Here is a 21486-nt window from a genome sequence, read left to right as displayed (position 1 = left end):
GGCGGTTCAGTCCTTCAAGTCCGTTGGGACAGCGGCGAGTTGTGCACGGAGGGCGGCGTTCTCGGCCTCCAGCCGGGCGAGGCGCTCCTGGACCGGTGCGAGGGCGTGGTCGAGTTCGGCCGCGGTGAAGCGCGGGGTGATGTGGTTGGGGCAGTTCCAGGCGAACGCCTCCACCCGGACGGTGACGACCTGTTCGACCCGGCCGTCGGTGCGCGGCGACGCGAGGCGCGCGACCAGCTCCGGGTGCCGGTCGGCGGGGACGGCGGTGGCCCGGCCGAACAGCTTGAGCCGGGCCTGCCGGGCCTGGTCGAGGAAGAACAGCGACACCCGGTCGTCGGCCCGCAGGTTGCCGGTGGTCAGGTACTGCCGGTTGCCGCGGACGTCCAGGTAGCCGAGGGTGTGCCCGTCCAGCACGTGCACGAAGCCGGGCGGGCCGCCCCGGTACTGCAGGTAGGGCCAGCCGTTCTCGTTGACCGTGCCGACCAGGAACCCGTCGAGCCCGCGGATGAACGCGGCGGCGCTGTCGGTGAGCGGCTCCGGCTCCGCGGCGGATTCCCGCACTCGGCGGCCGGCCGCGGCGGCGCTGCCGAACTCCTGCTGGACGCGGCGCACCGACGGCGTGGATGCCAGCAGGTCGTAGCGGCTCATGCGGCGGAGTCCGGGCGTGAAGGCAGCAGCGGCACGGTGTCACCTCGGGGTGTCGGCGCGGTCGGTGCGCCCACCGTACGGAGGCGGACTGTACGCCGCCCTGCAGCCGGGCCAGAGGCTCCCGCACCCACGCCGACCTGCCGATACGGCCTCTCGGCGGCCCGAACCGGCAGTACGGCGGAAGGACCGGAACTGCCGCTCAGCGCAGCCGGGTGACCCCCATCGCCCGGGACAGCCGCAGCGCCTCCCGCCAGTGCCCGACCGCGAGGCCCGGCGCGCCGAGTGCGGACTGTGCGCGGCCGAGCGCCAGCAGGGCCCGCGCCTCGCCCGGCAGGTGGCCGGTCTCGCGGTGCACGGCGAGTGCCTCGCGGCCGCTGTCGAGTGCCGCCCGCGGCTGGTCCAGCCTGGTCCGGACGCAGGTCAGAGCGGTCAGCGCGTTGCCTTCGAGCATGCGGAAACCGGCCGAACGGGTGAGTCGGAGAGCGCTTTCCACGTGCTGGAGGGCGGCCTCGGGGTCGGTGTCGGCGCGGGTGGTGGCCAGGCCGATCAGCGCGACGGCCTGCGGATGGCGGTCGTCGGCGGCCTCGGCCAGCCGCAGCGCCTCCCGGTACCCGGCGACCGCGTCGGCCCGCCGGTGTCCGCGCTCCTGTGCGGCGGCCAGCGCGAGCCGGGCGTTCGCCTCCAGGGCGGGGTGCCGCACGGCGCGGGCGGCGGTGAGTGCGGCCCGGGCGAGCAGCCGGCCGGCGGCGGGGTCCCCGAGGTCGGTGCGCGCGCCGGACAGGACGGTCAGCGCCACCGCCTCGCTGAACGTGTTGCCGGTGCTGCGGTGCACGGGCAGCGTCGCGTCGAGCAGCCGGACGGCGTCGGCGGGGCGGCCCAGGGCCCGGCGGACGGCGGCCAGGTTGGTGCGGGCGACGGCCTCCTCGGTGACGGCACCGCGCTCGCGGTGCAGCCGGGCGGCCCGGGTGAAGTGCTCGGCGGCCTGCTGGAGCCGGCCGAGCTTCCCGCAGATCAGCCCCAGGACGGTCAGGTCGTCCGGATGCCCGACCCCGGCCGGGGTGAACTGCGGTACGGCGCGCGGGCGTTCGGCCAGTCGGCGGGCGGCGGCGGGGAACCCGGTCGCGCAGGCCTGCCGGACGACGGCGGCCACGTCCCCGTCCGGCTCGGCCTCCGCCAGGTACCAGTCGTACAGCCGCTGCCGCGCGGCGTCCGCCTCCTGAGGCTCATTCAACTCCCGGGCGTGGGCGCGCAGCAGGCCGGGGAGCGCGTACCGGCCGGCGGGGTGCTCGCGCAGCAGGTGCGCGTCGGCGAGGGTGCGCAGCAGCGCGGCGGCCCCGGCAGGGTCGGTGTCGGCGAGCGCGGCGGCCCCGTCCGCGGTGGTGTCCGGTCCGGGGAGCAGCCCGAGCAGCCGGTACAGCCGCCGCGCGGGCTCGGGCAGCGCCCGGTACGAGAGGTCGAACGCGGCCCGGACGGTCTCCCAGGCGTCGCCCTCGATGTGCGGCAGCGCGTCGCCGGCCGACCCGACGCAGTACTCGGCGAGCGTGCCGTCGCGGGCGACCAACTCGGCCCCGACGGCGCGGACGGCCAGCGGCAGGCCGCCGCACAGCTCGACCAGGCGGCGGGCGGCGTCCGGTTCGGCGGCGGTCCGGCACCCGCCGACGACGCTGCCGAGCAGCTCGCACGCCTCCTCCGGGCCGAGCGGGTCCAGGGTGACGCGGCGGGCCCCGTCCCCGGCGACCAGCCCGGTCAGCCGGTCCCGGCCGGTGACCACGACGGCGCTGCCGCGCGCGCCCGGCAGCAGCGGCCGGACCTGCTCCGGATCGCGGGCGTTGTCCAGCACGATCAGCGCGCGCCGGTCGGCGAGCAGTGTCCGGTAGAGCGCGGCGGCCTCGTCCGGGTCGGCGGGCAGCCGGTCGGGCGGGGTGCCGAGGGCGCGCAGGAACCGGGCGAGCACCTCGGCGGGCCGCAGCGCGGGCCGCACGGAGTGGCCGCGCAGGTCGACGTACAGCTGCCCGTCGGGGAAGTGCTCGCGGCGGGTGTGCGCCCAGTGCACGGCGAGCGCGGTCTTGCCGACGCCCGGCGGGCCGACCACCGTCACCAGCCGTGGCCGTGGGCCGGGGGCGATCAGCGTGTCGAGGGCCCGGAGTTCGGCGCGGCGGCCCAGCAGCGGGCCGGCCTCGGCGGGCAGCTGCTTGGGGCTCTCCGTCCTTACCGGAGGCGGGAGTTGGCGTCGCAGCACGCGCAGCTGGGCGTCCTCGACCTCCGGGCCCGGGGCGATGCCGAGCTCCTCGTCGAGGCGTTCGCGCAGACGGTGGAACACGTCGAGGGCAGCGGCCTGTTCGCCGTCGCCGGCCAGCGCCAGGATCAGCCGGGCGTGCAGCCCTTCGTGCAGCGGCTCGGCGTGCGCCAGCTCCCACAGTTGCGGGACGGCGTCGGCGGGCCGGTGCAGCAGCAGCGCGGTGTCGGCGTACAGCAGGGCGGCGCGGATCCGCCGCTCACCCGCCGCGACGGCGGCCGGGTGGCGGCGCAGCGCCGGATCGCCGTCGGCCAGCACCGGGCCGCGCCACCAGCGCAGCGCCCGGGCCAACGTCTCGTGCAGGGCGCCCGGGTCGGGCGCGTGGTGGGTGCAGACAGTACGGGCCAGCAGGGCGTCGAAGCGCCCGAGGTCGGTGTCCTGCGGCCCGGCCGCCAGCCGGTAGCCGACCGGGGTACGGACGACGGCGTCGCCGCCGAGCAGGCGGCGGGCCTGGCTCACGTACGTGTGGACCAGACTCTGCTGCGACTCCGGCGGCCCGTCCGGCCACAGCGTGTCGACGATCTCCCGCAGGGTGGCGGGCTCGGGATGCTTGAGCGCCAGCAGGCCGAGCAGCCTCCGCAGCATCGGGCCGGTGACGGGGACGGACCCGCCGCCGCGCCGCAGCTCCAGCGGCCCGAGGAGCAGCAGGAGCGGCCCGGAATCCGCCGACTCGCCCGCCGGCTCGGCGAGTTCGGCCAACTCCTGCGGGGTCAGCGCGAGCGCCTCGGCCAGCTGCCGGAGGGTGCCCGGCCGGGGCTGCCGCACCCGGCCCTGTTCGAGGTCGCGCAGCGCCCGGGCACTCAGCCCGGCCCGCTCGGCAACGGCCAGCTGGCTGAGCCCGGCCCGACGGCGCAGCGCCCGCAGGCGGGGGCCGAACGGCGTCCCGGCGTCCGGTGTCGCCACTGCCACGGCTTCCCCCTCCTCCGACCCGAGGCACAGTGTGGCCGGGCCGTCCGCGCCGGGCAAGGGAGCCCGACGCGGGGGCGGGCGGGCCGGTCAGCCGGTCGGCCGGTCAGCCGAGCGAGGAACTGGCTCCACCGCCCGGGCTTCCCGGCGGGCGCCTCCCGCGGCTGCTGGAACAGATCGTCCGGCGCGGTCACGGCGATGTGCAGCGCCAGGCCCTTCCCCGGCCGACCGACATCCCATCAGGACGAGTCGGGTAGAACTTCACGCGCAGTACGGTAGCTCTCACACTGCCCTCGTACTGCACGGGCGTCGAAACACCAGGAGCCGCGACCATGGCCACCCCCGTCGTCAAGGCGCTCCCCGAACCGCCCGGCCTGCTCCACCTTCCCGCCCTGCTCGGCCTTCCCGACCTGCTCGACCTCGTCGCCGCCCGGACCCCGCAGCCATGACCGACGCGCCCGTGATCCGCAGTGACGTCCCCGGCTCGTTCCCCTGGGCCGTGTTCCACGAGCGCCACCCGAAGCTCGTCCGGCAACTCCTCGACGCCCTGCCGTACGGCCCCGCGGAGCGCGCCGGAATCGAACGGCTGCTGGCCGAGAGCACCACCGGCGTCCTCGAACCGCTGCCGGAGCACGCCCACGACCACGCCCAGTGGCTGGAGTGGGGACGAGGCCTGTGGGGCCGGCCCTGGGGCGAGGCGCCGTTCCTGTGGGCGGAGAGCTACTTCTACCGCCGACTCCTGGAAGCCACCGGCTACTTCCGCCCCGGCACCTGGCAGGGCATCGACCCCTTCGCCCCGTTCAAGAACGCCGAACTGGCCGGGCCGGCCGTGGACGAGGAACTGGCCGCCCTCAGCGCACTCGACGCCCTGCCGGGCCCCCGCCGCTCCGCCGCCCTGCTGTCCTCCGCCCTGTGGGGCAACCGCGCCGACCTGAGCTTCCAACTCACCGCCGGACGCCCGACCGCCCCGTCCGACCTGGTCGCCGACGACAGCGCCCTCCTGTGGTCCGCCCTGGAACACACCCCCGGCGGCCGGGTCTGCCTGGTCGCCGACAACGCCGCCCGGGAACTGCTCCCCGACCTGGTGCTGATCGACCACCTCCTGCACACCGGCCTGGCGTCCCAGGTCGTCCTCTACGTGAAACCGCAGCCGTACTACGTCTCCGACGCCACGACGGCCGACACCCTCGCCGCCCTCGAACGCCTCCGCACCGCCCCCACGGACGCCGCCGCGACGATCGGCCGCCGACTCTGGCAGGCCATGACCGACGACACCCTCGCCGTCCGCACCCACCCCTTCTTCTGCGCCCCGCTCCCGTTCCGCGACCTGCCCACCGACCTCCGCACCGAGCTCACCGGCGCCACCATGACGATCCTCAAGGGCGACCTCAACTACCGCCGCCTGGTGGACGACCGCCTCCACCCACCCACCACCCCCTTCCCCGAAACGGTCACCCACTTCCCGTCCCCCGTCGCCACCCTGCGCACCCTGAAGTCGGACGTCCTCGTCGGCATCGGCGCCACCACCCTGACCCGGCTGGACAGTTCAGGCCGCACCTGGCGGACCGACGGCCGCCACGCCCTGATCCAGTGCCGCCCGACCGCCGCCCCGGCCCGAGGAAATCCCGCGAAATGACAGAAAGCCCCAGGTCATTGACCTGGGGCTTTCCTTGTGGAGCGGGCGACGAGAATCGAACTCGCGCTCTAAGCTTGGGAAGCTCATGTTCTACCATTAAACTACGCCCGCATATGACGAACCGTCAGGAACGGATCGATCAAGCACCACTGTACCCCATGCGACAGGGTGGTCGTGCCGGGTTTCGGGTGGCGGCGAGCCTGGTGGGTGGTGTCCGGTTGGTCCCCTAATGTGGCGCTGTCGGCGGAACTGTGGGAAGGGGACCGATGGAGCAGCGCACCCTGGTTCGTTGTGCGGAGGGGCATCTGTTCGGTACGGCGGCGTTTCCGATGCAGCAGTTGCAGGCGGGGCGGTTGGGGCCGGGGCGGCTGTTGCGGTGCCCGCGGTGCGGGCGGTTGCGGAATTCGGTGCCGGCGGACGTGTCGGAGCTCTCGGCGTCCCAACTGGGGCGCTCCGCGCGGCGGTAGGCGGTCCGGCAGGGGGTCCGGCGGCGATCGGAGCAGGTCCGCCGGGCGGATGCTTTTGGGCGGCCCGCCCCGTGGCACGTACCCTCGGTGGCGTGCTGCTCTCTGACAACGACATCCGTAGCGAGATCGACAAGGGGCGGGTCGCGATCGACCCGTTCGACCCGTCGATGGTCCAGCCGTCGAGCATCGACGTCCGCCTCGACCGGTTCTTCCGGGTCTTCGAGAATCACCGCTACCCGCACATCGACCCCTCCGAGGAGCAGCCGGACCTGACCCGGCTGGTCGAGCCGGACGGCGATGACGCGTTCGTCCTGCACCCGGGCGAGTTCGTGCTGGCGTCCACCTACGAGGTGATCACGCTGCCGAACGACGTGGCCTCGCGCCTGGAGGGCAAGTCCAGCCTGGGCCGGCTCGGCCTGCTGACGCACTCGACCGCGGGCTTCATCGACCCGGGTTTCAGCGGCCACGTGACGCTGGAGCTGTCGAACGTGGCGACGCTGCCGATCAAGCTGTACCCGGGGATGAAGATCGGCCAGCTGTGCCTGTTCCGGCTCTCCTCGCCGGCCGAGCACCCGTACGGCTCGGCGCGCTACGGCTCGCGGTACCAGGGCCAGCGCGGCCCGACGCCGTCCCGCTCGTTCCAGAACTTCCACCGCACCGAGGTCTGAGCCTCGTCGGCAGAGCAGTCGGACCAGGAGAAGGGCCGGCCCCGCAGTCGCGGGGCCGGCCCTTCTCGTACCAGGTCAGGCGCGCTTGGGGCTGGTCCGGGCGACCAGCTCGGTGCCGTCCGCGGAGAGCGTCAACTCCGTTCGCAGCTCGGCGAGTTCGCCGAGGTGGTGGAGGTGGGTGCCGCCGCAGGGGATCTCTGCGGCGCCGTCCGGGAGGTCGGCGTGCCAGCGGCGGCGGGCGGTGAGCTCGGGGCCGGGGACGTCGATCCGGACGGCCGCGTCGGCGGCGACCCAGGCGGCCAGCCGGGCGTTGACGTCCTCGGTGAGGGCGGGCAGCGCGTCGGCGAGGGCGGGGAGCTCCTCGGTGGCGTCGACGGTGAAGCCCTTCTTCTTCAGCGACTTGCCGATCCGGTAGGTGTCGGTGCTGGCCTCGGTGTCCATCGCCGAGGTGTCCATGGCGAGGCTGTCGAAGTCCGGGTGGCCGAAGGCGTCGGAGCGGCCCGGGTCCTTGCGCCAGCGCGGCGCGAGCGCGGCGTTCAGGGCGAGCGCCAGCAGGTGGCAGCCGGTGTGCGCGGCGGACAGCAGCGCGCGGCGCTCGGCGTCCACGGCGAGTTCGGCGGTGCGGCCGACGGCCTCCGGGCCGAGCGCGCCGGCCGGCAGCACGTGCAGCACCAGCCAGGACCACTCCTCGTCGCCGCGCCGGACCGGGATGTCGGCGCCGGCCGCGAACTCGCCGGCCGGGCCGTGGCCGCCGGTGAGGCAGTCGACGACGGGGTGCGCGGTGCCGTCGACGGTGAGGGTGCCGAGGTCGGCGGGCTGGTCGGGCCAGGTGTGGTCGACCGGGTGGAACGGGGTGGCCTCGGTGACCACGGCGGTGCGCCCGTCCGGCAGGGTGTGCACGGCGAGGATCGGCGAGGCGCCGGTCACCGCCCCGGCCGGGAAGCTGACGTGGGTGGTGGGCAGGCTCATGCGCGGGCTCCGGACGGGATCTGAGGGTGGGCCGAACACCCCACCCTACAAAAATCCCACCATCCGGACGGCCGCGGTCCCGGGCCGGTCGGGCCTCAGCCCAGCGTGGGCAGCTTGATCAGCACCAGCAGCGCGATCAGCTGCACCGCCGCCGCCCCGGCCGCCTTGCCCCAGGGCAGGTCGTGGATCCGCCGCACCAGGATGGTCAGCAGCGCCGCGCAGCCCACCCAGGTCGCCCAGCCGACCGCCTGCACCACCATGTTGCGCTCGGGCAGGAACAGCGCCAGCAGCAGCCGCGGCGCGTCGGTGGTCCAGCTGACCAGCACGGACAGGCCGACCGTCGACTGCCACGGGCCGTCGCCGCCGACCTGCCGGGCCAGCGCGTAGGTGACGGCGCTCAGGATGCCGCCGGCCACGGTGAAGCCGACCGCGGCGCCGCCGATCGCCCACAGCGCGACCGCGAAGGTGGAGTGCACCACCTGGTCGTAGGTGCTGTCGAGGGCGAACACCGCGAGCGCGCCGTACAGCAGCGACACCGTCAGCGCGGGCAGCCACACCTGGTGGTCGCGCATCCGGTCGAAGGTGGCGCTCGGACGGCGGTAGATCCCGGCGAGCAGCTCCCGCCAGGGCAGTCGCGGCCCGCCGAGGTGCGGCGCGGCCTGCCCGCCGGCCCGGTACACGGCGACGTTGTCCTCGACCGGGTAGCCGCCCTGGTCGTACTGCTGCTGCCCGTACGGCTCGCCGTACCCCGCGTCGTACGGCTCGTACGGTCCGTCGTACGGCTGCTCGCCGACCGCGAAGGCCCTGGTGTGACCGGGCTGGTCGCCCCCGTAGCCGTCGCCGGGGTACCCGGGGGTCGGGGCGGTGAAGTACTCGGGGCCGCCGGTGGGCGCGCCGCGGTACGGGTCGCCCTGCGGGGTGCCCGGTTGGGGTTCCGTCCAGCCGTGCCGGGGGTCGGCGCCCCGTCCGTCGTCGTGTCGATTGCCAGCCACGGCACGACGGTACCCGCAAGGGCTGACCCGCCGTCGGGTGATCATGACGGCGGGGCCGGATTGCAGCCGTCCTGTGACGCGGCCCGCCCGGCACCGCAGGGAGAGCACGGAGCGACCGCCCGGCACCGCCGAAAGCACAAGCGCGGCCGCGCAGCAGGCGTCCGGAACGCCCTGCGCGGCCGCGCGGGAGAGGGTGGGTCAGCCGACGACGCGGCTGCCGGGCGCGTGCACCGCGGCGGCGTTGCTCAGGCCGGCCTCGCAGCCGCCGGGGCCGGCGGACAGGCGCACGGCGCCGATCGGCAGGCGGGTGCCGCAGGCGATCCGCAGGCCGTTGGAGAGCTCGTTCTCGGCCTCCAGGGTGGCGCCGTCGCCGATCACCACGCCGTCCAGCGAGCAGCGCTCACCGATCTCGGCGAAGGCGCCGACGATGGAGTCCTTGACGTACGCGCCGGCCTTGATCCGGGCGCCCTGGAGCACCACGCTGCCCTCGACGATGGCGCCGGCGGCGATCTCGGCGCCTGCGGAGACCACGGTGCCGGAGCTCAGCACGGCGGCCGGGTCGACCTGCGAGCCGGCCAGCAGCAGGGCCTCGCCGGTCGGGCCGGGGACGGCCGGGGAGTCGACCTTGCCGAGCACCAGGTCGGCGGAGCCGCGGACGAACGCGGCCGGGGTGCCGAGGTCCAGCCAGTACGAGGTGTCGACGACGCCGCGCAGCAGCGCGCCGGTGGCGAGCAGCTCGGGGAAGGTCTCGCGCTCGACGGAGACCTCGCGGCCGGTCGGGATGCGGTCGATCACCGAACGGGTGAAGACGTAGCAGCCGGCGTTGATCTGGTCGGTGACGATCTGCTCGGGGGTCTCGGGCTTCTCCAGGAAGGCGAGCACCCGGCCGTCCTCGTCGGTCGGGACCAGACCGAAGGCGCGCGGGTCGGCCACCCGGGTGAGGTGCAGGGTGACGTCGGCGCCGGAGGCGGTGTGCGCGTCGCGCAGGCCGGCGATGTCCAGGCCGGACAGGATGTCGCCGTTGAAGATCAGCACCGGCTCGTCGGGGCCGCAGGTCAGGCCGGCCGCGGCGTTGCGGATGGCGCCGCCGGTGCCCAGCGGCTCGTCCTCGGTGAGGTAGACCAGTTCGAGGCCGTACGGGCTGCCGTCCTTGAAGTGGTCGACGAAGACGTCGGCCAGGTAGGAGGTGGCGAGCACCACGCGGGTGACACCGGCGGCGGCAGCGCGGGCCAGCTGGTGGGCGATGAACGGGACACCGGCCACGGGCAGCATGGGCTTCGGCGTGTGCGTGGTCAACGGGCGCAGCCGCGTGCCCTTGCCGCCGACCAACATGATCGCCTCGGTCATGTCCTATCTCCCCTGGTCAGATTCCGGCGGCCCGGCTCGACAGGGTCCGGTGCGCTCGCTCGGTGACTGTGTCGGGCCAGCATCAGGTGGCCTTCGACGGAACCGGCTATTTCCCGGTCCCGCCGCATACTCTATTTGCTCGAACAGCGTGTCAAACCCACTGCCCCCGTCGGGCAGGTGTGCGGGCGGGCTGTTGCCCGGACAGGCCCTAGGGCAACAACCAGGAGCGTTTGGCGGCCGTTCCGGCGTCGGCGCCGCCGGATCCGTTCAGTCGGGCGACGGCGGTGGCGGGCAGGGCCTGGTCCCAGACCTGCACGGTGGAGATGGCGCCGTCCCAGAAGTCGCTCCAGGTGTTCTTGTAGCGCACCCGGCCGAGCTGGAGGCCTCCGGTGGTCTGCCAGACGCCCTTGACCGCGGTGGTCTGCTGGAGCACGCCGTTGACGTACAGCGTGATCTTCTTGCTGTCCGCGTCGTAGACGCCGGTGAGCATCGTCCACCGGCCGGTCGTGGCGGCGCCCGCGGCGGTGGAGAAGGCCTGGTAGGTGGTGCTGTCCTGGGCTCCGGCCGCGGTCTGCACCTTGAACACCCACTGGTTGTGGGTGCCCCAGTCGTCGCGGCCCAGGTAGAAGGAGTAGTAGCTGTCGTTGCCCTGGGTGACGACGGCCCGGCCGCCGGTCGGGGCGTTGTTGCGGACCACCGCGGAGACGGTGAAGGACCGCGAGGTGTCGACCACGGGGCTGCCGCTGTCCGCCCAGCCGTCGCTGTTGCCGTGCAGGGTCAAGGTGGGCCCGCTGTGGCCGGCGGTGGTGTCGACCGCGGCGGCGCCGCCGAGGTCCATCCCGGGCAGCGTCGCGGCGTTCGCCCTGCCGCCGGCGCTCGGCTTGGCGGTGCTGCGGGCGGACGCCGAGCCGGAGGGCTGCGCGGAGCCGGACGCCGAGGCCGAGGCCGAGGCGGACGCGGAGGCCGACTCGGACGGGCCCGGGCTCGGCTCCCCGGTGGGCGCGTCGGGGGCGGGGCCGTCGGGCTGCGCGGTGGGCACGGGCACGGCCGTCGTGCCGGACGGATCCGACGGGCCGGACAGCGCGACGGCGGTGGCGACGGCGCCGCCGATCAGGGCCACCCCGAGCGCTCCGGCACCGATCCGCAGCCGCAGCCGGCGACGCCGGTGCTCGCGCTCGTTGGCCTCGGCGAGCGCCGCCCAGTCGGGGGCCGCACTGGTCACCGCAGGCAGTTGGTACGGCCCGCCGCCGAAGCCGCCGGGCCCCGGTATTCCCCCGTCAGCAGTCATGCGGCAGATGCTAGGTCATCGGTGATCACCCGAAAACGCCCGGACCCCGGAGCCGCAACGGGCGTCCGGGGTCCGGGTGACGGGGCAGGTCAGGCCTCGACCGGCTCCGCCTCCGCGGTGGGCAGGGACTTGACCGACTCCAGCAGCAGCTGGGCAACGTCCACGACCTTCAGGTGCTCCTTGGCGGCGCCCTCGTTCTTCTTGCCGTTGACCGAGTCGGAGAGCATCACCAGGCAGAACGGGCAGGCGGTGGAGACGATGTCCGGGTTGAGGGACAGCGCCTCGTCCACGCGCTCGGTGTTGATCCGCTTGCCGATCCGCTCCTCCATCCACATCCGCGCGCCGCCGGCGCCGCAGCAGAAGCCGCGCTCCTTGTGGCGGTGCATCTCCTCGTTGCGCAGGCCGGGCACCTTGCCGATGATCTCGCGCGGCGGGGTGTAGACCTTGTTGTGCCGACCGAGGTAGCACGGGTCGTGGTAGGTGATCAGGCCTTCCACCGGGTTGACCGGCAGCAGCTTGCCCTCGTCGATCAGGTGCTGCAGCAGCTGGGTGTGGTGGATGACCTCGAAGTGCCCGCCGAGCTGCGGGTACTCGTTGGCGATGGTGTTGAAGCAGTGCGGGCAGGTGGCGACGATCCGCTTGGTCGGCGCGTCCTCCAGTGCGGCGTTCAGGGTCTCGACGTTCTGCGCGCCGAGCATCTGGAACAGGAACTCGTTGCCGAGGCGGCGCGGGGAGTCACCGGTACAGGTCTCCTCCTTGCCGAGGATCGCGAACTTGACGCCCGCGGTGTGCAGCAGCTCGGCGAAGGCCTTGGTGGTCTTCTTCGCCCGGTCCTCCAGGGCGCCGGCGCAGCCGACCCAGTACAGGTACTCGACCTCGGCGGGGTCGATGTCCTCGCCGATCACCGGCACCTCGATGCCGGTCTCCTTCTTCAGCTCCTTGACCCAGTCCAGGCGCGCCTTGGTGGCCAGGCCCCACGGGTTGCCCTTGTTCTCCAGGTTCTTGAGCATCGTCCCGGCCTCGGTCGGGAAGCTGCTCTCGATCATCACCTGGTAGCGGCGCATGTCGACGATGTGGTCGATGTGCTCGATGTCGACCGGGCACTGCTCGACGCAGGCGCCGCAGGTGGTGCAGGACCACAGCACGTCCGGGTCGATGATGCCGCCCTCTTCGGCGGTGCCGATCAGCGGGCGCTCGGCCTCGGCCAGGGCCGCGGCGGGGACGTCCTTCAGCTGCTCGCTGGTGGCCTGCTCCTCGCCTTCCATGTCCTTGCCGCCACCGGCGAGCAGGTACGGGGCCTTGGCGTAGGCGTGCTCGCGCAGGCTCATGATCAGCAGCTTGGGCGACAGCGGCTTGCCGGTGTTCCAGGCGGGGCACTGCGACTGGCAGCGGCCGCACTCGGTGCAGGTCGAGAAGTCGAGGATGCCCTTCCAGGAGAAGTGCTCGACCTGCGAGACGCCGAACACCGCGTCGTCGGCCGGGTCCTCGAAGTCGATCGGGGCACCGCTGCTGGTCATCGGGCGCAGTGCGCCCAGCGCGGTGCCGCCGTCCTCCTCGCGCTTGAAGTAGATGTTGAAGAAGCCCAGGAAGCGGTGCCAGGCGACGCCCATCGACGGGTTGATGCCGATGGTGATGGCCCACGCGAAGGAGATGCAGATCTTCAGCATCGCGAAGACGTAGATCAGGTTGACCAGGGTGCCGTGGGCGGTGCCCTCGAACGCGGCGACGATCGGGTACGAGATCAGGTACGTCGGGTCGTAGGAGGTGACGCCCTCCAGGGCGCCCTCCAGGCCGCGCAGCATCATGATGCAGATGCCGATGCCGAGGATCGTGTACTCGACGTAGAACGCCTGCCAGGCGATCGAGCCGGCGAACCGGGACTTGCGGCCGGCCCGGGAGGGCAGGCTGAGCAGCCGGATCACGATCAGCACGGCGATGCCCAGGGTGGTCAGGGTGCCGATCAGCTCGACGAAGACGTTCCAGACCAGCCAGTGCCCGATGATCGGCAGCGCGAACTCGGCGTCGAAGAGCTGACCGAACGCGTTGACCAGGGTGAGGATCAGCGAGAAGAAGCCCACCGCGACGAACCAGTGGGCGACGCCGACCACGCCCCAGCGGTTCATCCGGGTGTGGCCGAGGAACTCCTTGGCCACGGTGGCCACGCGCTGCGCGGGCTGCCCGAATCGGGTGCTGTCGGCAGAGCCGGTGCGCACCACCTTGTAGATGTACAACGCCGCCCGGGCGGCGAGCGCGGTGCCGATCACAAAGGTGACCAGCGAGATGACGATCGCTGCTAGCTGCATCGGCTCTCCGTCTCCAGCGGCTGTGGTCCGAATCCTGCCCAGAGTGTACTGGTGGGTAACTTTCCGGGTCGACGCGCCGGACATTACCGGTCGTTAACACTCACTCAGAAGATGTTCAAGGTATGGCGGCAGTCACTATGCCCGTACTCACCCGTCCGGAGCAGCCCCGAGCCCTGCTCGGAGGGGTTCGCGACATAAGCGCTCAGTAAAGTTGAGCGACAGCGACTCAAAGCTGTTGACGCTTCTCGATTCCTCATGCATCCTTGAGCCCGTACTGCTCAACTTCTCCCCGGAGGTATTCACGATGGCACGCGCGGTCGGCATCGACCTCGGTACGACGAACTCCGTCGTCAGTGTTCTTGAGGGCGGTGAGCCCACGGTCATCACCAACGCCGAGGGCGCTCGGACCACGCCGTCCGTCGTCGCTTTCGCCAAGAACGGCGAGGTGCTCGTCGGCGAGGTCGCCAAGCGCCAGGCGGTCACCAACGTCGACCGGACCATCCGTTCGGTGAAGCGCCACATGGGCACCGACTGGAAGATCGGCATCGACGGCAAGGACTTCACGCCGCAGCAGATCTCCGCCTTCGTCCTGCAGAAGCTCAAGCGGGACGCCGAGTCCTACCTGGGCGAGACGGTCACCGACGCCGTCATCACCGTCCCGGCGTACTTCAACGACTCCGAGCGGCAGGCCACCAAGGAGGCCGGCGAGATCGCGGGCCTGAACGTCCTGCGCATCGTCAACGAGCCGACCGCCGCCGCCCTGGCCTACGGCCTGGACAAGGACGACCAGACCATCCTGGTCTTCGACCTCGGTGGCGGTACCTTCGACGTCTCCCTGCTGGAGATCGGCGACGGCGTGGTCGAGGTCAAGGCCACCAACGGTGACAACCACCTCGGCGGCGACGACTGGGACCAGCGCGTCGTCGACCACCTGGTGAAGGTCTTCCAAGCCGGCCACGGCGTCGACCTGTCCAAGGACAAGATGGCCGTCCAGCGTCTGCGCGAGGCCTCCGAGAAGGCCAAGATCGAGCTGTCCTCCTCCTCGGAGACCTCGATCAACCTGCCCTACATCACGGCCTCCGCCGAGGGCCCGCTGCACCTGGACGAGAAGCTCAGCCGCTCCCAGTTCCAGCAGCTCACCTCTGACCTGCTGGACCGCTGCAAGGTCCCGTTCCACAACGTCATCAAGGACGCCGGCATCCAGCTGTCCGAGATCGACCACGTGGTCCTGGTCGGCGGCTCGACCCGTATGCCGGCCGTCGCCGAGCTCGTAAAGGAGCTGACCGGCGGCAAGGACGCCAACAAGGGCGTCAACCCGGACGAGGTCGTCGCCATCGGCGCGTCCCTGCAGGCCGGTGTGCTGAAGGGCGAGGTCAAGGACGTCCTGCTGCTCGACGTCACCCCGCTGTCCCTGGGCATTGAGACCAAGGGCGGCATCATGACGAAGCTGATCGAGCGCAACACCACGATCCCGACCAAGCGCTCCGAGATCTTCACCACCGCCGAGGACAACCAGCCCTCCGTGCAGATCCAGGTCTACCAGGGCGAGCGCGAGATCGCGGCGTACAACAAGAAGCTCGGTATGTTCGAGCTGACCGGCCTGCCGCCGGCGCCCCGCGGCCTGCCGCAGATCGAGGTCACCTTCGACATCGACGCCAACGGCATCATGCACGTGGCCGCGAAGGACCTCGGCACCGGCAAGGAGCAGAAGATGACCGTCACCGGCGGCTCCTCGCTGCCGAAGGACGAGGTCAACCGCATGCGTGAGGAGGCGGAGCGCTACGCGGAGGAGGACACCAAGCGTCGCGAGGCCGTCGAGACCCGCAACCAGGGCGAGCAGCTCGTCTACTCGACCGAGAAGTTCATCGCCGACAACGCGGACAAGCTCCCGGCCGACGTCAAGACCGAGGTCGAGACCGCCATCGGCGAGCTCAAGGAAACCCTCAAGGGCGACGACATCGCGGCCATCCGCACCGCCACCGAGAAGGTCTCCACCACCGCCCAGAAGCTCGGCGCGGCGCTGTACGCCCAGGCCGACGGCGCGGGCGCGGCCACCGGTGCGGCCGGTGCCGGCGAAGCCCCCAAGGACGACGACGTGGTCGACGCCGAGATCGTCGACGACGAGAAGCCCAAGGGTGGTGCGGCATGACGGAGAAGCCGCAGGGCGACCAGCCCGGCGACGACTCCGCCGCCGAGGAAGCCGTGCTGAAGGCCGCCGAAGAAGCGGTCTCCGGCGCGGGCACCGACGAGCTGGCCGCCGCCAAGCGCGAGGCAGGCGAGCGCACCGCCGACCTGCAGCGCCTCCAGGCGGAGTACCAGAACTACCGCAAGCGCGTCGAGCGCGACCGGGCCACCGTCCGGGAGATCGCGGTCTCCAACATCGTGGAGTCGCTGATCCCGGTGCTGGACGACATCGGCCGCGCCCGTGAGCACGGCGAGGTGACGGGCGGCTTCAAGTCCGTCGCCGAGTCGCTGGAGACGGTCGTCGCCAAGCTCGGGCTGCAGCAGTTCGGCAAGGAGGGCGAGCCCTTCGACCCGACCATCCACGAGGCGCTGATGCACAGCTACTCGTCGGACGTCACGGAGGACACCTGCGTGCAGATCCTCCAGCCCGGATACCGGATCGGCGAGCGGATCATCCGCCCGGCGATGGTCGCGGTCGCGGAGCCCCAGCCGGGCACCCAGACCACCGGCGAACCTGACGGAGACACGGCTGACGGCTCGTCCGACAGCTGAGTAGAGTCCCCGCGCGCTGCGGAGTCGTACGTCGTCCAGTACGACGGCCGGCTCCGCAGCGCCGTATCCCGGGCTCTTCACAACAGCACGCTTCACCAACAGACTTCAGTACTACGGGAGGTGGCGGTCAAAGGCCATGAGCGCTAAGGACTACGTGGAGAAGGACTACTACAAGGTCCTCGGCGTGCCCAAGGACGCCACCGCCGCCGAGATCAAGAAGACGTACCGGAAGCTGGCACGCGAGTTCCACCCGGACGCCAACAAGGGCGACGCCAAGGCCGAGGAGCGGTTCAAGGACATCTCCGAGGCGTACGACGTCCTCTCGGACGAGAAGCGCCGCAAGGAGTACGACGAGGCACGCTCGCTGTTCGCCGGCGGCGGCTTCCGGCCCGGTGGGGCGGGCGGCGCCGGGGGCTTCGACTTCGGCGACCTGTTCAGCGGCGGCGGCGCGACGAGCGGCGGCGGACTCGGCGACGTGTTCGGCGGCCTGTTCAACCGCGGCGGCCGGCAGACCGCGCAGCCGCGCCGCGGCGCGGACGTCGAGACCGAGGTCACCCTGAACTTCGAGGAGGCCGTGGACGGCGCGACGGTGCCGCTGCGGATGACCTCCCAGGCCGCCTGCCGGGTCTGCGCCGGCACCGGCGCCAAGGCCGGCACCACCCCCCGGGTCTGCCCGACCTGCGTCGGCGCGGGCACCGTCAGCCGCGGCCAGGGCGCGTTCGCGCTCTCCGAGCCGTGCCGGGACTGCAAGGGCCGCGGCATGATCGTCGACGACCCGTGCACCGTCTGCCACGGCAGCGGCCGGGCCTCCTCGGCCCGCACCATGCAGGTCCGCATCCCGGCCGGCGTGCAGGACAGCCAGCGCATCCGGCTCAAGGGCGAGGGCGCCCAGGGCGAGCGCGGCGGCCAGCCCGGAGACCTGTACGTCACCGTGCACGTCGATACGCACCCGGTGTTCGGACGCAAGGGTGACAATCTCACCGTGACGGTGCCGGTCAGCTTCCCCGAGGCCGCGCTCGGCGGCACCATCGAGGTGCCGACCCTGAACGGCCCGGCCGTGAAGCTCAAGCTGCCCCCGGGCAGCGCCAACGGCCTGACCATGCGGGCCCGCGGCAAGGGCGCCACCCGCAAGGACGGCACCCGTGGCGACCTGCTGGTCACCGTCGAGGTCGCCGTGCCCAAAGTCGTCAGCGGCGACGCCCTGAGCGCACTGGAGCAGTATCGCGAGGCCACCGCCTCGGACGACCCGCGAGCCGCCCTGTTCAAGGCGGCGGAGGGAGCGTGAGACCCAGATGAGTGCCCATCCCGACAGCCCGCACGGCAACGACGGCCGGATCGGCGCCGGCATCGGCGAGGGCCTGCCCGGCGCCGGCCGCCCCCGCTCCGCCGGACCGCCGACGTACGTCCTCACCGAGGACACCCCGGTCTACGTGATCTCGGTCGCCGCCGAACTCTCCGGCCTGCACCCGCAGACCCTGCGCCAGTACGACCGCCTCGGCCTGGTCTGCCCCGACCGCACCGCCGGGCGCGGCCGCCGCTACTCGGCGCGGGACATCCAGCAGCTGCGCGAGGTCCAGCGGCTGTCCCAGGACGAGGGCATCAACCTGGCCGGCATCAAGCGGATCATCGAACTGGAGAACCAGGTCGCCGCCCTGCAGTCCCGGATCTCCGAACTGGTCGACGCCCTGGAGGGCGCCGCCGCCACCCTCCAGCAGCGGGAGGCCGCCGTGCACGCCTCCTACCGCCGCGACCTGGTGCCGTACCAGCAGGTCCAGCAGTCCAGCGCACTGGTGGTCTGGCGCCCCAAGCGCTGAACCCGGCATTCCGGTCTCCGGCCGCCGACATCGCCTGTTCGCAAGGGGTGTCGGCGGCTCTCCCTTTCATGAGAGAGTGCGGCGGCACAAGCGATTGGCATAACGGGTCGGTTGGAGAATAATTCCGGTTCCGGAGACCGGCTCCGGTCTAGACTCAGCCGAGCGGCCCGGGCCCGATGAGCGGCCGTCAGGCCGACGGACGAGGGGTAAGGATGAACGCGCGTGAGCTCCCGGGAGCGGCTGACCGTTCGAGCAACCTCTCGGCCGCTGCCCGTGCGCTCTATCTTCGAATAACCGAAGACCTGGACGGAACGGTCGAAGTCGAATCCGAGCATTCCGCCGCTGCGCTCGATGAACTGCTCTCTCTCGGGTTGCTGGTCCGTGACGCCGACCAGACCGGAACCCTCGTCGCCGTCGATCCTTCGCAGCTTGCATCGACCCTCAGTATCCGCTGGCAACAGCAGGCTCTCGATCTCCTGTCACGCGCCGTTTCCATTCCCTCCGAATTGACCGAACTCGCCGATGCGTTCCATTCTCCGAAGCAGAGCGGCGGGGCAATCGAGTACGTCCGCGGACAGGCCCTGATAAATCAGCGACTCCAGCAGCTCACTGCGGCCAGGATCACCGAGGCAGTTTCGATGCAGCCCGGGGGTCCACGCCCCTCGGAATATCTCGCAATCACCATGGAGACCGACCTCAAGTCGCTGCGCCAGGGCACGGCCATGCGAACGATCTACCATGCCAGCACCCGCTACCATCAGCCGACCCGCGACTACGTGGCGGCACTGTCCGCACAGGGCCAACAGTTCCGCACCCTTGACGAGCCCTATACCCGACTCATCATCATCGATCGCAAGGTGGCAATTCTTCCGTCGAGCGAAGACATCAACAACTCCGCCACTTTCATCCACGACCAATCAGTGGTGAATTTCCTCATGGAGGAAGTGTTCGAGCGGAACTGGGCACGAGCCCTGGATTTCGACGGTGAACGGACCGTCCCGCACCAGGTCGTGTCAAGACTTCGCCAGACGATCGTGGAACTGCTTCTCGCGGGCACAAATCACCGCGTCATCGCCCGCCGCCTGGGGATCAGTGAGCGAACCCTCGCAAGACATCTGGCGGAGATGCGGGAGGACTACAACGTCGACTCCCTCTTCCAGCTCGGATACGCGCTGGGAAGCGGCTCGGTCAGCTCGGCCCGCGACGAGACGGATCCCCCGGCGCACAGCGTGTGAGCCCGGCGCTCTCCCCGCTCGCACAGAGAAAACGTCCCTCGTCCGGGCATAACACTCGCAGCCGGGGCAGCTTCCGTCAGGCCCAAACAAAGTCCAGTGCAGTCACAGTGGTCACCTTTACGGCCTGCTCCGTCGCAGTTCCGTGATCCGTCGCTGCCACAGCGAACACCAGCGCTGCGGTGCCACAGGCCACCGGAAGTGCAACCTTCAGGACAATACGACGCAAGCGCGACATTGTGCTCACCCCAAATCCGTCTCGATGGAAAACCGCCAGTTGTCATCAGACTCCTGTGCGAAGGTACCGCAGGCAGTTGCACCGTGTCACCCCTGCATCACAGCGGCCGGCGGGCTGGCGGTGTCATCTCTCTGCCAGGCGTCCGAATGACACCTCTCGAACCTGGACGGAGGGTTGTTCCGCGATGGACGATCAGTTCGCTCTCGATTGGGCGGGGCAAGCTCACCACACTTGCCGATGCTCATTCAAATATGCCGATCAACGCATCAAACATCCCGCTGAGCAGCCATTGTCCGATCAGCCCGCCGACCACGTCCCTTCGGCAGGCAGTCCCCCCGGAGTCGACATGAGTGAGTCCCACCTGCAGTACCAGGCTTCTGAGGGGCGGCGTGCACGGGTCTTCCTCGCCGCTCCCCTGATGCGGCTGACCGGGCCGGCGGACAGCGTGGTGACGCTGGCCAGCCGGACCAGGCTGACCACGCTGCGGAGCACGCTGCTGCGCAGCGGGGCCGCGGTGTACAGCGCCCACCACAGCGACGCGTGGACGGTGGCCGGGAAGGCGCCGGAGCAGCGGGTGCCCTCCGACTTCCGGGCGATGCAGAACGCCGACCTGGTGTTCGCGTACGTCGGCGCCCCGCTGTCGGCCGGGGTCAGCCTGGAACTGGGCTGGGCGTCGGCGCTGCGCAAGCCGATCGTGATGCTGGTGGACGAGGCGATCACCCACAACCCGCTGATCGCCACCATCGAGCAGGTCTCCCCCGTACTGCCGCTGGTCTTCGACGACACCTGGTCGCCGGAGGCGCTGCACCACACCGTGGAGACCGCGCTGGACTGGGCCGGCATGGCGCTGTCCCTGCGCAGCGGCTTCTGGACCGCGCCGGGCGAGCAGTTCCCGCGCCCGCGCCGCGAGCCCGCCGGCCCGTACGGCTTCTGGTCCCCCGAGATCGCCACCGGCTGACGTCAGGCCCGCCCGGCGGGTTCGTCGCCGGCCCGCATCTGCCAACCCAGTTGGAACAGCGTCTCCGCGTCGTGCAGTTCGCGCAGTCGGGAGATGTGACCTGCCACGGTCCGTTCCGACAGGCCGAGGCGCGAGGCGATGGAACGCTGCGTCAGGCCCTGGGCGAGCAGCCGGCCGACCTGCTCGTGCACCGGGACGACGCTCTCGCCCTCGCGGTCGGCCGAACGCCAGCGGACCCGTTCGGCCCGCTCCCAGTCCCGTTCGAAGGCGGCGACCAGGAACGAGACCACCGCCGGATCCTCGACCACCGCGGCGCTGGAGTTGTCCGTCGAGGCCGGAACGACGGCGATCCGGCGGTCGAAGATCGTCATCCGACTGAACGGCTCGCTCAGCGTGCGGAACCGGCCGCCCCAGCCGGTGACGGCCTCCGCCCAGCGCACCGTGGCCTCGTCGAGCAGCGCGGCCGGCTCGTGGACCGTGCGCACCGCCGCGCCGCCGGTGAGGAAGCAGCGGACGCGTTCCAACGAGTCGGGCTGGAGGTCGCCGACGGACACCCCGCCCGGCTGCAGGGCGAGTACCTCCTCGGTCGCCTCGTTCTCCAACTGCCGCACCCGCTCCAGGATCCGGTCGATGCGGTCGATGTGCTGCACGACGCTGGAGCGGTCGGCGCGGCGCGGGGTGGCGTCGTAGGCGTGGGTGAGGTCCTCCAGCAGGACGGGCATCTCCTCGGCGCGCAGCAGCATCCGGGTGCCCTCGGCGCGGAGTTCGGCGCTGATCCGGTCGCCGACCAGGCGCGGGTTGACCGCCGTCAGCGACTGGTCGCCCGCGTCGTGCACCAGCAGTCCGAGTTCCAGCAGCCGCAGCACCCCCGTCGGGTCCTGTTCGACAGCCTCGCGGAAGACCACGCGTCCGCCCTGGTCCAGGATCTGCTGGTACAGCCGCCGTTCGGGCTCGGTCGGCAGCGCGGCTCCGTTCGACTCACTCACAG

The 21486-nt window shown here is 71.7% G+C and carries 16 protein-coding genes, 1 tRNA gene and 1 pseudogene; 9 read left to right on the top strand and 9 right to left on the bottom strand.

Annotated elements, in window-relative coordinates; genetic code table 11:
* Positions 1 to 6: 6 nt before the first annotated feature.
* Positions 7 to 648, bottom strand: coding sequence for a pyridoxamine 5'-phosphate oxidase family protein (locus AMK19_RS00885; protein ID WP_073807244.1), 642 nt, complete (start codon positions 646 to 648; stop codon positions 7 to 9).
* Between the two features lie 199 nt (positions 649 to 847).
* Positions 848 to 3853, bottom strand: coding sequence for a BTAD domain-containing putative transcriptional regulator (locus AMK19_RS00880; protein WP_241844187.1), 3006 nt, complete (start codon positions 3851 to 3853; stop codon positions 848 to 850).
* A gap of 442 nt (positions 3854 to 4295) precedes the next feature.
* Here AMK19_RS00880 and AMK19_RS00875 point away from each other — a divergent pair, with 442 nt between their 5' ends.
* Positions 4296 to 5486: a damage-control phosphatase ARMT1 family protein gene (locus AMK19_RS00875; protein WP_073807241.1), complete on the top strand. Its 1191-nt coding sequence runs from the start codon at positions 4296 to 4298 to the stop codon at positions 5484 to 5486.
* 37 nt (positions 5487 to 5523) lie between these two features.
* Here AMK19_RS00875 and AMK19_RS00870 read toward each other — a convergent pair.
* A tRNA-Gly gene (locus AMK19_RS00870) sits at positions 5524 to 5597 on the bottom strand.
* A 155-nt stretch (positions 5598 to 5752) separates the two neighbouring features.
* Between AMK19_RS00870 and AMK19_RS36780 the strand changes: the two genes are divergently transcribed.
* A complete protein-coding gene (locus tag AMK19_RS36780) occupies positions 5753 to 5953 on the top strand; it encodes a hypothetical protein (RefSeq protein ID WP_073807239.1) in 201 nt (66 codons plus the stop codon).
* A gap of 92 nt (positions 5954 to 6045) precedes the next feature.
* The gene (dcd, locus tag AMK19_RS00860) at positions 6046 to 6621 is read left to right on the top strand and encodes a dCTP deaminase (protein WP_073807237.1); all 576 of its coding nucleotides are present in this window, start codon (positions 6046 to 6048) and stop codon (positions 6619 to 6621) included.
* A gap of 75 nt (positions 6622 to 6696) precedes the next feature.
* On the opposite strand, the gene AMK19_RS00855 is transcribed toward dcd, so the two are convergent.
* The 5 genes and pseudogenes from AMK19_RS00855 to AMK19_RS00835 all read right to left on the bottom strand — a co-directional run bounded on the left by AMK19_RS00855 (position 6697) and on the right by AMK19_RS00835 (position 13520).
* On the bottom strand, positions 6697 to 7590 hold the full coding sequence (locus AMK19_RS00855; RefSeq protein ID WP_073807236.1) for a metal-dependent hydrolase: 894 nt from the start codon (positions 7588 to 7590) through the stop codon (positions 6697 to 6699).
* A gap of 95 nt (positions 7591 to 7685) precedes the next feature.
* A complete protein-coding gene (locus AMK19_RS00850) occupies positions 7686 to 8582 on the bottom strand; it encodes a Yip1 family protein (RefSeq protein ID WP_158071847.1) in 897 nt (298 codons plus the stop codon).
* A 273-nt stretch (positions 8583 to 8855) separates the two neighbouring features.
* A pseudogene (locus tag AMK19_RS00845) lies at positions 8856 to 9929 on the bottom strand (sugar phosphate nucleotidyltransferase); the annotation flags it as partial.
* 208 nt (positions 9930 to 10137) lie between these two features.
* Positions 10138 to 11217 (bottom strand): LamG domain-containing protein, encoded by a 1080-nt coding sequence (locus tag AMK19_RS00840; protein WP_143200002.1) that lies wholly within the window; start codon positions 11215 to 11217, stop codon positions 10138 to 10140.
* Between the two features lie 89 nt (positions 11218 to 11306).
* Positions 11307 to 13520, bottom strand: coding sequence for a (Fe-S)-binding protein (locus AMK19_RS00835; RefSeq protein ID WP_073807231.1), 2214 nt, complete (start codon positions 13518 to 13520; stop codon positions 11307 to 11309).
* Positions 13521 to 13824: 304 nt separating this feature from the next.
* Between AMK19_RS00835 and dnaK the strand changes: the two genes are divergently transcribed.
* The 6 genes from dnaK (at position 13825) to AMK19_RS00805 (ending at position 20498) form a co-directional block, all read left to right on the top strand.
* A complete protein-coding gene (gene dnaK / locus AMK19_RS00830; RefSeq protein ID WP_073807229.1) occupies positions 13825 to 15669 on the top strand; it encodes a molecular chaperone DnaK in 1845 nt (614 codons plus the stop codon).
* Complete coding sequence (gene grpE / locus AMK19_RS00825) at positions 15666 to 16256, top strand: nucleotide exchange factor GrpE (protein ID WP_073807227.1); 591 nt, start codon at positions 15666 to 15668, stop codon at positions 16254 to 16256. Before dnaK ends, grpE begins: the two co-directional genes overlap by 4 nt.
* Before the next feature lie 136 nt (positions 16257 to 16392).
* Entirely contained in the window at positions 16393 to 17541 is a 1149-nt protein-coding gene (gene dnaJ, locus AMK19_RS00820) for a molecular chaperone DnaJ (RefSeq protein ID WP_073807225.1), read from the top strand.
* Between the two features lie 7 nt (positions 17542 to 17548).
* Positions 17549 to 18070 carry a heat shock protein transcriptional repressor HspR gene (locus tag AMK19_RS00815; protein ID WP_241844186.1) on the top strand — a complete coding sequence of 174 codons (522 nt, stop codon included), beginning with the start codon at positions 17549 to 17551 and terminating at the stop codon, positions 18068 to 18070.
* A gap of 212 nt (positions 18071 to 18282) precedes the next feature.
* On the top strand, positions 18283 to 19305 hold the full coding sequence (locus AMK19_RS00810) for a helix-turn-helix domain-containing protein (RefSeq protein WP_073807224.1): 1023 nt from the start codon (positions 18283 to 18285) through the stop codon (positions 19303 to 19305).
* 581 nt (positions 19306 to 19886) lie between these two features.
* A complete protein-coding gene (locus AMK19_RS00805) occupies positions 19887 to 20498 on the top strand; it encodes a hypothetical protein (protein ID WP_073807222.1) in 612 nt (203 codons plus the stop codon).
* Positions 20499 to 20500: 2 nt separating this feature from the next.
* Here AMK19_RS00805 and AMK19_RS00800 read toward each other — a convergent pair whose 3' ends face one another.
* On the bottom strand, positions 20501 to 21484 hold the full coding sequence (locus AMK19_RS00800) for a LuxR C-terminal-related transcriptional regulator (protein ID WP_073807220.1): 984 nt from the start codon (positions 21482 to 21484) through the stop codon (positions 20501 to 20503).
* Positions 21485 to 21486 lie beyond the last annotated feature (2 nt).

The sequence above is a fragment of the Kitasatospora sp. CB01950 genome, from assembly GCF_001905465.1.
Taxonomy (GTDB): domain Bacteria; phylum Actinomycetota; class Actinomycetes; order Streptomycetales; family Streptomycetaceae; genus Kitasatospora.
The sequence above is the reverse complement of the archived record's forward strand: the minus strand, read 5'-3'. Positions and strand labels throughout refer to the sequence as shown.

Coding starts and splice junctions, on each gene's coding strand:
- AMK19_RS00885 (WP_073807244.1), bottom strand. CDS start 648: ATGAGCCGCTACGACCTGCTGGCATCCACGCCGTCGGTGCGCCGCGTC.
- AMK19_RS00875 (WP_073807241.1), top strand. CDS start 4,296: ATGACCGACGCGCCCGTGATCCGCAGTGACGTCCCCGGCTCGTTCCCC.
- AMK19_RS36780 (WP_073807239.1), top strand. CDS start 5,753: ATGGAGCAGCGCACCCTGGTTCGTTGTGCGGAGGGGCATCTGTTCGGT.
- AMK19_RS00855 (WP_073807236.1), bottom strand. CDS start 7,590: ATGAGCCTGCCCACCACCCACGTCAGCTTCCCGGCCGGGGCGGTGACC.
- AMK19_RS00840 (WP_143200002.1), bottom strand. CDS start 11,217: ATGACTGCTGACGGGGGAATACCGGGGCCCGGCGGCTTCGGCGGCGGG.
- AMK19_RS00835 (WP_073807231.1), bottom strand. CDS start 13,520: ATGCAGCTAGCAGCGATCGTCATCTCGCTGGTCACCTTTGTGATCGGC.
- dnaK (WP_073807229.1), top strand. CDS start 13,825: ATGGCACGCGCGGTCGGCATCGACCTCGGTACGACGAACTCCGTCGTC.
- grpE (WP_073807227.1), top strand. CDS start 15,666: ATGACGGAGAAGCCGCAGGGCGACCAGCCCGGCGACGACTCCGCCGCC.
- dnaJ (WP_073807225.1), top strand. CDS start 16,393: ATGAGCGCTAAGGACTACGTGGAGAAGGACTACTACAAGGTCCTCGGC.
- AMK19_RS00815 (WP_241844186.1), top strand. CDS start 17,549: ATGAGTGCCCATCCCGACAGCCCGCACGGCAACGACGGCCGGATCGGC.
- AMK19_RS00810 (WP_073807224.1), top strand. CDS start 18,283: ATGAACGCGCGTGAGCTCCCGGGAGCGGCTGACCGTTCGAGCAACCTC.
- AMK19_RS00805 (WP_073807222.1), top strand. CDS start 19,887: ATGAGTGAGTCCCACCTGCAGTACCAGGCTTCTGAGGGGCGGCGTGCA.